The following is a 12,993-nucleotide window of genomic DNA, read 5'->3' as shown; positions in this document are numbered from 1 at the left end:
TTGTTGCTCTTGCGCCCTTGAAATGCCTGCTGGCTGCCATGCTGGTGGTAGCAGGGCACTTCGTCGGGGTGGCGCAGCGGCGGCCCCACGCGGCTTTTATTCCACCCGGCAGCTACCCCGAGCAAACCCGCAACCCCACGCTGCGCTACGAGCCCGGCGGCCAGCCCGGCTCCTACCGGGGCCTCGACGGGCACTGGCACCCGGTGCAGATTGCCGGCTGGCTGCCCGACCGGGTATACCTGAATGAGAGCGGCAACTACTACCGGGCCTTTTCGCCCGAGGAAATGACGGCCTTCGTGGACTTCAGCGCCGATACGGTGGTGACGGTGGCCGGCGTGGCGCCCGGCAAGCTGGGCAACAACCAGCTCACCGCTTTCGGCCGGCAGCTGTTTCGGGGCGGCGGCGTGCAGCTCGTGGATGTGAATGACCAGGCTACTTCACTGATTGGTATTCTCTTCCAGCCCCACAGGCTCTTTATTCGGCAGAATGCCGACGGCTGGGTGCTGCTGCCCAAGCAAAAAGCGGCGTTGCAGCAGTTGCTGGTAACCATGCTGGCCGATGATGCGGCGCTGGTAGCCGAGCTGCAGGCCAAGCGCATCGGGCGCTGGCAGGTGCAGCGCGTACTGGTGCGCTACGCCGATTTCCGTACCACGCGGTTTTTGCAATCGGCTGCTCAGCCGCGTCCTTAGTTTTAGTTTATGGCCTCTGAAAATCCTTTGGTTCCCCTGCTCAAAGCTGCCGAAGCCGTGCGCCAGCAGCTGCAGGTAAATGCCTTCGATGCCGCCGCCGTGCAGCTCCTCGACGAGTTTATCGACGCGCAGCGCCCCAACATCAAAGACACCGACCGGGAAGGCGTCATTTCAGCCCTGGGCTGCTTTCTGGGCCAGTGCCTGATCAGCACCTACCAGGGCGAGTGGGCCGTGGGGCCCGACAAAACCACCGGCATCGGCATTGCCAACAAGCATTTCTTCAACCCATTCTACCGCGTTTCGCAACAGCTGGCTCATGGCCAAAAAGAATCTGTTGCCGTATTCTTCGCGGGCATACCTGAGCGGGTGGCCGCAGAGCCCCGGCGTAAAAATTGGATTTAGTGACTACCACCAGCCCTCAGCCCACCGACTTTGCCATGAGAAAAATCGTCATTGCCATCGACGGCTACTCTTCCTGCGGCAAGAGCACCACGGCCAAAGCCGTGGCGGCCGAGCTGGGCTACGCCTACATCGATACTGGGGCCATGTACCGGGCCGTGACGCTGTACCTGCTGGAGCGCGGCATTGCCTTTGACGACCTGCCCCGCGTGGAGCAGGCTCTGCACGATATCCACATTGCCTTTAAGCGCAACCGCAAAACCGGCCGCAACGAGCTCTGCCTCGACGGCGTGATTCGGGAGGACGAAATCCGGCAGATGCGCATTTCCAACTCCGTGAGTGAGGTTTCCGTCATTCCAGCCGTGCGCCACACGCTGGTTGCCCAGCAGCAGCGCATGGGCCGCAAGCGGGGCGTGGTGATGGACGGGCGCGATATTGGTACCACCGTTTTCCCCGATGCGGAGGTGAAAATCTTTATGACGGCCGACGTGGAAACCCGGGCCCGCCGCCGCCAGGAAGAGCTGGCCCTCAAGGATGAGCACGTACCGCTGGCCGACATTGTGGAAAACCTGCGCAAGCGCGACCATATCGACTCGACCCGCACCGAAAGCCCCCTGCGCCGCGCCGCCGATGCCGTGCTGCTCGACACGACGCACATGATGATTGACGAGCAGGTTGATTTCGTGCTGGAGCGGGTATCGGCCATGCTGTTTGCCCGCACGGCCCTGGCGGTTTCAAGTGAAGCCGAACGCAATACCGGCGCGGGGAGTTTATAAGAATTGGGGCGCGAAAGTTGTAGACTGCGCCGGTGTTTGCCACTTGCAAGAGAAACCATGAACGTCACGATAGATAAGAATTCGGGGTATTGTTTCGGGGTTGAATTTGCCATTCAGATGGCTGAGGACGAGCTGGCCAACCAGCCGACCCTCTACTGCCTGGGCGATATTGTGCACAACCGGATGGAAGTGGAGCGCCTGCACCAGCAGGGCCTGCGCATCATCGACCGGGAAGAGCTCCAGAATCTGCGCGACTGCAAGGTGCTGATCCGGGCCCACGGCGAGCCGCCCGAAACCTATGCTCTGGCCCTGCGCAACAACTTGGAGCTGATTGATGCCTCCTGTCCCGTGGTGCTCAAGCTCCAGAACCGCGTGAAGCACGCCTTCGACAGCTCCACCCGCCAGAACGGCCAGATTGTGCTCTACGGCCAGCCCGGCCATGCCGAAGTAACCGGCCTCAATGGCCAGACCGGCAACCAGTCCATCATCGTGATGAATGAAGCCGACCTCGACCAGATCGACTTTGCCCGGCCCGTCACGCTGTTTAGCCAAACTACCAAAAGCACCGCCGGCTTCTACCACATGAAGGCCCTGATTGAGCAGCGCATTGCTGCCGCCGGGGGTAGCCTTGAGTCGTTCGACGCCAACGACAGCATCTGCCGGCAAGTGAGCAACCGGGAGCCGGCCCTGCGCAAGTTTGCCGTTGAATACGACGTGGTGCTGTTTGTGAGCGGCCGAAAAAGCTCCAACGGCAAGGCCTTGTTCAGCGTGGTAAACCAAACTAACCCGCGCAGCTATTTCATCGAAAACGAGCAGGAACTAGATGAAGCCTGGCTGCAAGGCGCAGGCAGCGTGGGCATCTGCGGCGCCACCAGCACCCCCATGTGGCTCATGCAACGCGTGGCCGACCGGGTAACCGAGGTAGCCGAAAGCCTGCCCGCGTAATTCGGCGGCCAGGCTAAAAACTCCGGTTTCCTACTGCCAAACTTTGTTACTTGCCCGGCCGGTTGTGGCCGGGTATTTTTTTGCCTTTTTCTCATTATGAGCAGGTTCTTCAATTACTTTCTGAATGGGTTTCTCATCGTCGCGCCCATCAGCCTGACGGTTTATATCCTGTTTGCCATCTTCAGCTGGCTCGATAATACTTTTGACCTAAGCTGGGACGGCAGCCACATTCCGGGCCTGGGGCTGCTCATTATGGTGGCCATGATAACGGCTGTGGGCTTTATTGCCAAGTCGTTTATGGTGCGGCCCTTCCTGGTGCTGGCCGAGCGAATTCTGCACCGCACGCCGCTGGTCAGCATTATTTATTCCAGCCTGAAAGATTTGCTGGATGCCTTCGTGGGCGACAACCAGAAGTTCAACCAGCCGGTGCTGGTGCTGATGAACAAGGCCACGCAGTGCTACAAAATGGGCTTCGTGACCCAAACCAGCATGACGGCCATTCACCGCGAAGCCCTGATGGCCGTGTACTTTCCGCACTCCTACAACTTCAGCGGCGAGTTGGTGCTCGTGCCCGCCGACAACGTCACCTACCTCGACCTGCCCAGCAGCGACGTCATGAAATTTATCGTGTCGGGCGGGGTGAGCCGACTGTAGGTCATTTACCAGTTATCATTTATCAATCGACCGGTGGTGAGTAAGGGCGGCGTTGGAGTATTTCAGCGCTGCGTATGCGTTTACCGGCTGTATGGCAGCAAGAGCTGATACATGTTAACGCATAGTTGATAAATGAAAACCCTGCTGCACTTCCGCAAATACGGCACCGGCCCGCGCGTGGTGCTGGCGTTTCACGGCTATGGGCAGAGTGAGGGCCACTGGCGCGGTATGGCGGCCGTACTGGGCCCCGACGTGACGCTCTACGCCTTCGACCTGTTTTATCACGGCAGCAGCAAGCTGGCCAAAGCTGACTCACCGCTTACCAAAAAGCGGCTGGGTGAACTGTTAGGTGAGTTTTTAGCCGAGCAGAACATCGAAAAATTTGGGCTGTTGGCCTTTAGTATGGGCGCCAAGTTTGCCCTCACGGCCGTAGAGCAGTTCCAGACGCGGGTCGAGAAAGTCTGGCTGATTGCACCTGATGGCATCAAAACCCAGTTTTGGTACGCCCTGGCCACCTACCCGCCCTGGATGCGCGGCGTGCTGGGCCGGGCCGTGCTGCGCCCCCAGCGCCTGCTGCGCTTCATCGACGGGCTGGCCCAGCGCCGCCTCGTCGATTCGGGGCTGGTACGCTTTGCCCAGTGGCAGCTAGATAGCCGCGAAAAGCGCCTGCGCGTATACCGCAGCTGGGTCGGGTTTCGCAATCTGGTCTTCAATACCCGGCAGCTGGCCTCCCTGCTGAATCGCCACGTCACGCCCGTCACGTTTTTTCTGGGCCGCCACGACCGGGTTATCCCGCACGCTGGCCTGCAGGAGTTTATTGCCTCCCTGCGCCATGCCCACACCGTGCTGCTCGAAGCCGGCCACGCTGGCCTGATCTACGACGTAGGCAATTACCTGCGCCAGCATCCGGAGGAAGTGAAGTGGTAATGTGGAGGATGTGAGGAATGTGCTAAATCCTGTCATTGCGAGCAACGCGAAGCACTCCATCCCCTACGCAGTAAGACCTGATACTTTTACCAGAAAACGCTTTATCGGTGGTTCGATAAAGCGCTTCTTATTTTAGAGGGACTCAGCACATTTCAGAGGACGGATTGCTTCGTTCCTCGCAATGACACAGATTTCCTATTTGCTCAGTTCCTGCTCATACAGCTGGCGGCTTTCCTCGTCGAATACCACAAAAACAACCGTTTCGGGTAGCTGGTGACTTTCCAGGAACTGCCGTACTTCATGCACCGCAATGGCTGTGGCTTCGGTTTTGGGGTAGCCATAAATGCCGGTGCTAATGCTGGGGAAGGCCACGCTTTCAAGCTGGTTTTCGGCGGCCAGCTGCAGGCTGTTGCGGTAGCAGTTGGCCAGCTTTTCCGACGCCCCTTTCTGACCGCCGTTCCAGACCGGCCCGACGGTGTGGATGACACGGGCGGCGGGCAGGCGGCCGCCGGTGGTAATAACGGCCTCGCCAGTAGCCAGGCCTTTGCCATAGTGCCCGGCCCGCAGCCGGCGGCAGGCCTCGAGTATCTCGGGGCCGCCAGCGCGGTGAATGGCCCCATCGACACCTCCGCCACCCAGCAGCGAGGAGTTGGCCGCATTGACGATGGCCGTGGTATCGACTTTGGTAATATCGCCCTGGTAGAGCAGAATGCGGCCGAAAGCCAGGGCTTTAGTGCGCCAGTCGGAGGCAGTAATAGGCATCAGAAATTGAATAGCTGTGGTAGAAAAAGGCGCTGCGACGAGAGTGTTGACTTATACCCAATACGCTTCATCGGCTGTTTTCGACGCTTCGCCTCCGGCTGGTTACCATTCGGAATATTAGCGGTTGAATATGTAAAATGGATTCAATAGGTTCGCTTCGTATTCAACCTTTTCAACCTCCTGAACCGCTATGGAAGCTACCAACCGTGACCCGCAACTGTGGCGCATGGCCAAAGCCCGCGCCAAATTCAAAGCTCATCTGTTCACCTATCTGGTGGTAAATGCCCTGCTGTGGGCCATCTGGTTTCTCACCGACGGCGCGGGCTGGAATCATCACGGCAACCACCGCTTCAACTACATTCCCTGGCCGGTGTGGTCTACGGTGTTCTGGGGTTTCGGCGTGCTCATGAACGGTGTGCGGGTCTACAGCGGCTTCGGCGGCCAACAGTCGGAGCGGGAGTACGAGCGGCTGGTGCGCGAGCGGGAGGGGCGCTAGAGGCGCCTCGGACACAGTACTGCTACTGCGCGGCCACCGTTTCCCACCAGCGCCGCTGAGGCAAAGAGGCCTGGCCCAGCGTGACGGGCTGGCCCAGCTCGGGGGTGGTGAGGGGTAGCTTGAGGCGGGCAGCTTCGGCCGTCACGCGCTGTATCGGGTCGTTCCAGGCGTGGTGGGCCTCGGTGAAAGCGCCCCAGTGCACGGGTAGCACCACTTGGGCCCGCACGTCGAGGCCGGCCTGGGCGGTTTGCTCGGGCAGCATATGAATCTGGCTCCAGGCCGGGTCATACTGGCCGCACTCCATAATAGCCAGGTCGAAGGGGCCGTGCTGCCGGCCGATGGCCTGGAAGTGGGGACCGTAGCCACCGTCGCCGCTGTAGAACACGCGCTTCCTAGCCGACTTTATCACCCAGGAGCTCCAGGAAGTGGAATTGCGGTTGGTGAGGCCCCGGCCCGAAAAGTGCCGCGCCGGCTGGCTGATGATGGTCAGGCCGGGCAGCTGAATGGAGTCGTGCCAGTCCAGCTCCCGGATTTTCTCCGGTGCCACGCCCCAGGCCAGCAGGTGAGCTCCTACGCCCAGCGGCACATAGAAATGCGCGGTTTTGTCCTTGAGGCGCAGAATGGTCTGGTAGTCGAGGTGGTCGTAGTGGTCGTGGGAGATGAGCACGGCCTCGATGGGCGGCAGCTGCTCGGCGGTAATGGCCAGCTGCGGGTTGTAGCGCGTGGGCGTCACCCACGACAGCGGCCCCATCTTCACGCTCAACATCGGGTCGAGTAGGATGTTTTTGCCCGCAATTTCCACCAAGCTGGCCGAGTGCCCAAACCACGTCACGCGCACCATATCGGCCGTTTTGCGGGTGATGCTGAGCGAATCGAGCGGCTGCATCGGTAGGGGCGCGGCAGGCGTGGCTGCCGGGTTTTTGTTGAACAGGAATTTCCAGAATACTGAGAATGTACTGCCGCCGGTCATGGTGGTCGTGGGTACCAGGTTCTGAAATTCGCCGTCTTCGTAATGGCCCGTTTTGGCGTAGGCGGCGCGTTGGGCCTTGGTGGGCTTGCCACCCAGCTCGGGGCTGAGGTTGGCAAAAGCCACGCCTGCCACCAGCAACAGGGCCAACAGGCTGAGCAAAAGTCGGCCGATAGATTTCAGAGGTTTGCGCATAGAGAAAAGAGAAAAACCGAGCAGCCGTTGCCGGGCCGCTAGCTGCACTGACGCATTGGTACGCTAAATACCTTAACCGCGCCGAATTTGCTCGTCGGGCTGCACTTACCGCCGGCGTTGCAACCTTCGGGTGCGGGTGCCGGTTTGAAGCAGTATGACAACCCGCCGACTCCTGCCTTTGCTGCTGCTGGCCCCGCTGGCCCTGGCTTTCAGCCCCGATGACCGCCCCACCACGGCCGCCGACGCCAACCTGAGTAAAATAAAACTACCCGCCGGCTTCACCATCAGTTACTTTGCCCAGGGCGTGAAAAGCGCCCGGGAACTGGCCCTCGGCCCCGATGGCACCATCTACGTGGGCACCAAGGACGACAAGGTGTACGCGCTGCCCGACCGCAACAAGGACGGCCGCGCCGATGAGGTCGTGACCGTGGCCACCGGCCTGAACGCGCCCAACGGCGTGGCCGTGCGCAACGGCGCGCTCTACGTGGCCGAAATCAACCGCGTGGTACGCTACGACAACATCGCCAAAACTCTGAAGCAGAAGCCTAAGCCGGTAGTGGTGTACAACAAGCTGCCCAACAAGGACTGGCACGGCTACAAGTACATTTCCTTCGGGCCCGATGGCAAGCTCTATATTCCGGTGGGCGCGCCCTGCAACTCCTGCGAGCCGGAGGAGCCCATTTTTGGCACTATCAACCGCATGAATGCCGACGGAACGGCTTTCGAAACCGTAGCTAAAGGCGTGCGCAACACCGTGGGTTTCGACTGGAGCCCGGTGGACAAAGCCATGTGGTTTACCGACAACGGCCGCGACCAGCTCGGCGACAACCTGCCCGCCGACGAGCTGAACCGCCTGCCTGCACCCGGCCTGCACTTCGGCTTTCCCTACTTCTTCGCCGGCGACGTAGCCGACCCCGAGCTAAGCGCGGGCAAATCGGCGGGCACCTACACCGCGCCCGCCCGCAAGCTGGGGCCGCACGTAGCCGCGCTGGGTATGAAATTCTACACCGGCAAGCAATTTCCGGCCCAGTACCGCAACCAGATCTTCATCCCTGAGCACGGCTCCTGGAACCGCAGCACCAAAATCGGCTACCGCATCAGCCTCGTTAAGCTCGATGCTAGCGGCAAGCAGGCCACTAGCTACGAAACCTTCGCCGAGGGCTGGCTGCAGGGCAAAACCAGCTGGGGCCGCCCCGTGTGCCTGCTCCAACTCCCCGACGGCTCCCTACTACTCTCCGACGACCAGAACGACGCCGTCTACCGCATCAGCTACAAAGGGTAATGTGGGTTGAATGTGTTGGAATGTGGGGAATGTGCTAAATGTAGTTCCGTGTCATTGCGAGCGAAGCGCGGCAATCCGTCCGCTGAAATGTACTGAGCCTTCTATTTCGATGAGCCTTTGCTAGTCGTAACAGGAAAAGGGCTTTGCGATAAACGAGCCATTACTACCTGCGCAGAGGACGGATTGCTTCGTGCTGCTCACAAGCACGCGGAACGACATTTAGCACATTCCCCACATTCAAACACATTCGCATATTAAACTCCCCTATCTTGCCCGTCGATGAAAAAACAACGGGTGCCGAAGCGTGTAGTGGGCCGTCGTGAGCTGGTGGACTTTCCGGAGTTCAATATCCAGGGAGTGGAGGCCAAGGTGGATACCGGGGCCTATACGGGGGCCATTCACTGCTCCAATATCCATGTGGAGCACCTGCCCGATGGCCGCGACATTCTGCGCGTGCAGCTCCTCGACGATACGCATCCCAACTTCAACGGGCGGCCCATGTACTTCGCCAGCTTTACGCTGCGCGACATCAAAAGCTCCAATGGTGACGTGCAGGAACGCTACGTGATTCAAACCACGATTCGCCTGTTCAACGAAGATTTTCAAACTGAATTCTCCCTCTCCGACCGTTCCGATATGCGCTACCCGGTCCTGATTGGGCGGCTTCTGCTGCGTCGGGGCCGGTTTGTGGTCGACGTGGCCCGGCGCAATCTGTCGGCTAAATTTCAGCCCGCTCCCAACTCGGCGCGGTCCTAAGCGCATTGGGTCGTTACTTTGCAGCCCAGCTTCTGCTCCTCTCTCACCCTCCTCCAAGACACCCCTCCGATGAAACTTGCGATTCTGTCGCGTGAGCCGAAGCTATACTCCACGACTCGTCTGGTGCAAGCGGCTCAGGAACGCGGCCACGACGTGGTTGTTATCGACCATATGAAATGTAACCTGGTGCTCGAAAAAGGCGCGCCGGGCATTGTATACCTCGATAAGCGGCTCGAAAAGGTTGACGCTATTATTCCCCGCATCGGGGCTTCGGCCACGTTCTACGGTACGGCCGTAGTGCGGCAGTTCGAGATGATGAAGGTGAAAACGGCCGTCGAAAGCCAGGCCATCATCCGCTCGCGCGACAAGCTCCGCTCGATGCAGATACTGTCGCGGGCTGGTGTGGGCATGCCCAAAACGGCCTTTACCAACTACTCCAACGAAGTCTCCGAGCTGATTGAACTGGTGGGCGGCGCGCCGGTTATCATCAAGCTGCTCGAAGGCACCCAGGGCCTGGGCGTGGTGCTGGCCGAGTCGGAAAAGGCGGCGCAGTCAGTTATTGAGGCCTTCCACAACCTCAAGGCCCGCATCATCGTGCAGGAATACATTGCCGAAAGCAAAGGCGCCGACCTGCGCGCTTTCGTGGTGAATGGCGAGGTGGTAGGGGCCATGAAGCGGCAGGGCAAGGAAGGCGAGTTTCGCTCGAACCTGCACCGCGGCGGCACCGGCACGCTGGTAAAACTCACCCGGGCCGAAAAAGCCGCCGCTCTGCTGGCCACCAAGGCCCTGGGTCTGGGCATTGCCGGTGTGGACATGCTGCAAAGCAAGCGCGGCCCGCTGGTGCTGGAAGTCAACTCGTCGCCGGGTCTGGAAGGCATCGAAAAAGCCACCGGACTCAACATTGCGGGCAAAATCATCGAGTACACCGAAGCCCTGACCCAGCGCAAAACCAAGCTGAAGGAAGGCGAAGAGCCGAAAAAAACGCGGGAGCCCATGCCCGACTCGCAGTCGGATATGCCGTTGCGGTAGGAGGAATGGGTAATTATTTTAAAAAAGGGTCTTTCTTGCAGGAGAAGGCCCCTTTTTTGTTTTAGGCCAAACAGTACTGTCGGAGGATGAAAAAAGTATCGATAAATAACAAAGCACGTTCGATATGATAGATACGGATGGCGTCCGGCTGCTTGTTATCAGAAAAGCAGGTTTCCTGAACAACCCGGTAGTGCGGAATGCGCTGACTGCGCTGTGCTTGCTGGGATTTATAATCGGATTTTTTATCCGTGACTCGCACTCTGCAGCATCTACTTTTATTCTTTTTGCTTGTGTGTTGAGTGGGGCTTTGGCACTGCTGCTGGCTGTTTGCGACCTGGGTTTTAAGCTAAAAAGCGGGTATCTCGAATTTTCGGAAGCCGGGTTTTTGTCCAGGTCGCGCCATGTGCCAGCTACGACTTCCACCAGTCAGGTTTTGAAAGTTCAGGTTAACCAGACCAAGGACGACGAGGGGAATTGGGTGCTAAAAAGCTGGGGTAATTTTATTTGGATTTCTATTGGCAGCAGATTAATTAAATTGGAGCTGGCGCAGTTATCAGCTTTAGAAATTGCGCAGCTGAAGAAATTGCGAATTCCGGTCATTGCAAAACCTGCCTCCTCATTCAAGATGTCACCGTGGTGCTTTTTTGGTGATTTAGCAGAATCGCTTGGTGGAATGGTAGGCTAGGCTTGTACCGTTCTTTAGCTTAACGGATGGCTGTTATCTGTTGCTATAAAGCTGACCAGCTCTTCTGACCGTATGACTTGCACCATCGTGGAATACTCTGCGGAACACACCCAGCTGCTGCGCCAGATCTACCTCGAAGCGCGCCAGCAGGCCTTCACCTGGGCCGACCCGCTGGCCTTTGCGCTGCCCGACTTTGATGCCGCGACGCAGGGCGAAACGATACTGGTGGCTCTATACCAGGAAGTGCCGGTTGGTTTCATAGCCTGGTGGCCGCCCGACAATTTTATTCATTCCCTGTATGTAGCTCCCGGGCACGGCGGAAAAGGAGTGGGCAAGGCCTTACTGGCGGAGTGCCTGGCGCGAATAGGCCGGCCGGCAACCCTGAAGTGTCTGCAGGCGAATACGAAAGCCATGGGCTTCTACCGGGCGCAGGGCTGGGCTACGGTGGAGGCGGGGGAATCGGCCGACGGCCCTTACTTGTTACTTTACTGGCCCTAGCCTGAGCAAACCGTCCTCCCGACAACTGCTGACTGTGGCTGCCAATAGCCCCGAATAGCGCTCTGACGAAATGCTGGCTTGGCGGGCGCAGCAACAAAGCCGTTATTTTTTTTGAAACTTACGCACTTTCTGAGCGGGTAGGATGGCCCGGTCCCGGCCTGCGTCCGGTGGTTACGCAGCCCTAACGCTGTTTGGTCTTGCTGGAATCCCCGTTTGCTGCTCCCGTCAATATGCACCTCAACGGCCTCACCATCCGGCCCGGCGAACAGGTGCTGACGCGGCTCGTGATTTCGCGCCTGCCCTCCGGTACCGTTATCGACGTGCCGGTGCACGTGTTTCGCTCCACCGAGCCCGGGCCCACGGTGCTGCTGCTGGCCGGCATGCACGGCGACGAGGTAAACGGCATCGAAACCATCCGCCGCCTCATCCGCCGCGACCTGCTGCACCCGCTGCGCGGCACCATCATCGCCATTCCCATCCTCAACATCTACGGGTTTCTAAACTTCAGCCGGGAGGTGCCCGATGGCAAGGACGTGAACCGCAGCTTCCCCGGCCACCCGCGCGGCTCGTTGGCCAGCCGCGTAGCCCACCGCTTCATGCGCGAGATTCTGCCCTTGGTCGACTGCGGCATCGACTTCCACACCGGTGGGGCGGCCCGCAGCAACTTTCCGCAGGTGCGCTGCCAGCTCGGCTCGCCCGGCAGCGACGCGCTGGCCCAGGCCTTTGCCGCGCCCTTCACGCTGCATTCGGCGCTGCGGCCGGGCTCGTTGCGGGAAGCTGCGTTCCGACAAAACAAGTCCATTATCGTGTATGAGGCTGGCGAGTCGCTGCGGCTCGATGAGGACGGCATTGAGCTGGCCATTGCCGGCACGTTTCGGGTGCTGCACCACCTGGGTATGGTACCCGAGGCCGCCCCACCGACCCAGCCCACCATCATTTGCCTGCGCCATACCTGGCTGCGGGCCAAGTTCGCGGGCCTGTTTCGGAGCCACATGCAAAATGGGCAATACCTGGAAAAGGGCCAGACTTACGGCAGCGTGGCCGACCCCTACGGCGAGCAGGCCGTGCGACTGGAGTCGCCGGTGTCGGGCTACATCATTGGGCTGAACCACATGCCGGTCGTAAACCAGGGCGACGCGCTGCTGCACGTAGGCCTAGTAGACGAAGCCGAAGCAGCCCGGCTGGCCCTGAATCCGCCATTCAACGAAAAGCCCGGCGACCCGGAAGAGCTGGACGAGGAATTCCTGTAAACCGCCGCCGCGAAATCGATATTAAAGCTACAGAAAAGTCGTTTTTATTACCGCAATGAGTGAACCTGCCCCACTACTTTCAACCTCCCGCCTGCGGCTCCGCGCTTTCCAGCCCCACGACCTGGCGGCTTTTGCGGCCTACCGGGCCCACCCCGAAGTGGCGCGCTTTCAAAGCTGGGAGCCGTATTCGGCCGAGCAGTCGGCTGCCTTTGTAGCCTCCCAAACCGGGGCCGCCATTCCGGCTGCGCCCGGCAGCTGGGTCCAGATCGGCATTGCCTTGCTGGCTACCAACGAGCTGGTGGGCGACTGTGCTCTGTGCCTGAATGCCGATGAGCCGCGCATCGCCGAAATTGGTATTACGCTGGCTCCGCAGCACCAGGGCCAGGGCTACGCTGCCGAGGCCCTGCGCGGCCTGCTGGGCTACTGCTTCGAGACGCTGAAGCTGCACCGCGTGGTGGCCGTTACCGACTGCCTGAATGAGGGCTCGGTACGGCTGCTCAGTGGCGTGGGAATGCGCCGGGAAGCTCATTTTCGCCGCAATATCTGGTTTAAAGGCGCCTGGGGCGACGAGTACGTGTATGCCGCGCTGCGGGAAGAATGGCCGGTAGCGCCACGATAAACGCGCTAACCGGCAGGTAGCTTGCCGCTTTTTGTGTTTCTTTGGACAGCCATTGACGGGCTGT

General features: G+C 59.7%; 16 protein-coding genes. 14 read left to right on the top strand and 2 right to left on the bottom strand.

Annotated elements, in window-relative coordinates; translation table 11 throughout:
* Positions 1-17 precede the first annotated feature (17 nt).
* The 6 genes from LGH74_RS16805 (at position 18) to LGH74_RS16780 (ending at position 4,390) form a co-directional block, all read left to right on the top strand.
* Complete coding sequence (locus LGH74_RS16805; protein ID WP_226177423.1) at positions 18-689, top strand: hypothetical protein; 672 nt, start codon at positions 18-20, stop codon at positions 687-689.
* A gap of 9 nt (positions 690-698) precedes the next feature.
* On the top strand, positions 699-1,091 hold the full coding sequence (locus LGH74_RS16800; RefSeq protein WP_226177422.1) for a hypothetical protein: 393 nt from the start codon (positions 699-701) through the stop codon (positions 1,089-1,091).
* 35 nt (positions 1,092-1,126) lie between these two features.
* Positions 1,127-1,864 (top strand): (d)CMP kinase, encoded by a 738-nt coding sequence (cmk, locus tag LGH74_RS16795; RefSeq protein WP_226177421.1) that lies wholly within the window; start codon positions 1,127-1,129, stop codon positions 1,862-1,864.
* Between the two features lie 57 nt (positions 1,865-1,921).
* A complete protein-coding gene (locus LGH74_RS16790; RefSeq protein WP_226177419.1) occupies positions 1,922-2,809 on the top strand; it encodes a 4-hydroxy-3-methylbut-2-enyl diphosphate reductase in 888 nt (295 codons plus the stop codon).
* A gap of 96 nt (positions 2,810-2,905) precedes the next feature.
* On the top strand, positions 2,906-3,463 hold the full coding sequence (locus tag LGH74_RS16785) for a DUF502 domain-containing protein (RefSeq protein ID WP_226177417.1): 558 nt from the start codon (positions 2,906-2,908) through the stop codon (positions 3,461-3,463).
* A gap of 132 nt (positions 3,464-3,595) precedes the next feature.
* Positions 3,596-4,390 carry an alpha/beta fold hydrolase gene (locus tag LGH74_RS16780; RefSeq protein ID WP_226177415.1) on the top strand — a complete coding sequence of 265 codons (795 nt, stop codon included), beginning with the start codon at positions 3,596-3,598 and terminating at the stop codon, positions 4,388-4,390.
* 195 nt (positions 4,391-4,585) lie between these two features.
* Here the strand turns inward: LGH74_RS16780 and LGH74_RS16775 are convergent, their stop codons facing one another.
* A complete protein-coding gene (locus LGH74_RS16775; protein ID WP_226177413.1) occupies positions 4,586-5,152 on the bottom strand; it encodes an O-acetyl-ADP-ribose deacetylase in 567 nt (188 codons plus the stop codon).
* Positions 5,153-5,342: 190 nt separating this feature from the next.
* Between LGH74_RS16775 and LGH74_RS16770 the strand changes: the two genes are divergently transcribed.
* Positions 5,343-5,648 carry a 2TM domain-containing protein gene (locus LGH74_RS16770; RefSeq protein ID WP_226177411.1) on the top strand — a complete coding sequence of 102 codons (306 nt, stop codon included), beginning with the start codon at positions 5,343-5,345 and terminating at the stop codon, positions 5,646-5,648.
* 22 nt (positions 5,649-5,670) lie between these two features.
* On the opposite strand, the gene LGH74_RS16765 is transcribed toward LGH74_RS16770, so the two are convergent.
* Positions 5,671-6,810, bottom strand: a complete 1,140-nt coding sequence (locus LGH74_RS16765; protein WP_226177409.1) for an MBL fold metallo-hydrolase — start codon at positions 6,808-6,810, stop codon at positions 5,671-5,673.
* A 154-nt stretch (positions 6,811-6,964) separates the two neighbouring features.
* Between LGH74_RS16765 and LGH74_RS16760 the strand changes: the two genes are divergently transcribed.
* From LGH74_RS16760 to LGH74_RS16730, 7 genes are all read left to right on the top strand, one after another.
* Entirely contained in the window at positions 6,965-8,092 is a 1,128-nt protein-coding gene (locus tag LGH74_RS16760; RefSeq protein ID WP_226177407.1) for a PQQ-dependent sugar dehydrogenase, read from the top strand.
* Positions 8,093-8,371: 279 nt separating this feature from the next.
* The gene (locus LGH74_RS16755; RefSeq protein WP_226177405.1) at positions 8,372-8,848 is read left to right on the top strand and encodes an ATP-dependent zinc protease family protein; all 477 of its coding nucleotides are present in this window, start codon (positions 8,372-8,374) and stop codon (positions 8,846-8,848) included.
* Between the two features lie 69 nt (positions 8,849-8,917).
* Positions 8,918-9,877: a 30S ribosomal protein S6--L-glutamate ligase gene (gene rimK, locus LGH74_RS16750; RefSeq protein WP_226177403.1), complete on the top strand. Its 960-nt coding sequence runs from the start codon at positions 8,918-8,920 to the stop codon at positions 9,875-9,877.
* Between the two features lie 124 nt (positions 9,878-10,001).
* A complete protein-coding gene (locus tag LGH74_RS16745; protein WP_226177401.1) occupies positions 10,002-10,562 on the top strand; it encodes a hypothetical protein in 561 nt (186 codons plus the stop codon).
* 72 nt (positions 10,563-10,634) lie between these two features.
* Positions 10,635-11,060, top strand: a complete 426-nt coding sequence (locus tag LGH74_RS16740; RefSeq protein WP_226177399.1) for a GNAT family N-acetyltransferase — start codon at positions 10,635-10,637, stop codon at positions 11,058-11,060.
* Between the two features lie 197 nt (positions 11,061-11,257).
* Complete coding sequence (locus LGH74_RS16735) at positions 11,258-12,310, top strand: succinylglutamate desuccinylase/aspartoacylase family protein (RefSeq protein ID WP_348532999.1); 1,053 nt, start codon at positions 11,258-11,260, stop codon at positions 12,308-12,310.
* A gap of 55 nt (positions 12,311-12,365) precedes the next feature.
* Entirely contained in the window at positions 12,366-12,929 is a 564-nt protein-coding gene (locus tag LGH74_RS16730) for a GNAT family N-acetyltransferase (RefSeq protein ID WP_226177398.1), read from the top strand.
* Positions 12,930-12,993: the final 64 nt, after the last annotated feature.

The sequence above is a fragment of the Hymenobacter lucidus genome, from assembly GCF_020447265.1.
In the GTDB taxonomy this organism is placed as follows: Bacteria; Bacteroidota; Bacteroidia; order Cytophagales; family Hymenobacteraceae; genus Hymenobacter; species Hymenobacter lucidus.
Note: the sequence above shows the minus strand (reverse complement) of the source record. Positions and strands in the feature narration are given on the sequence as shown.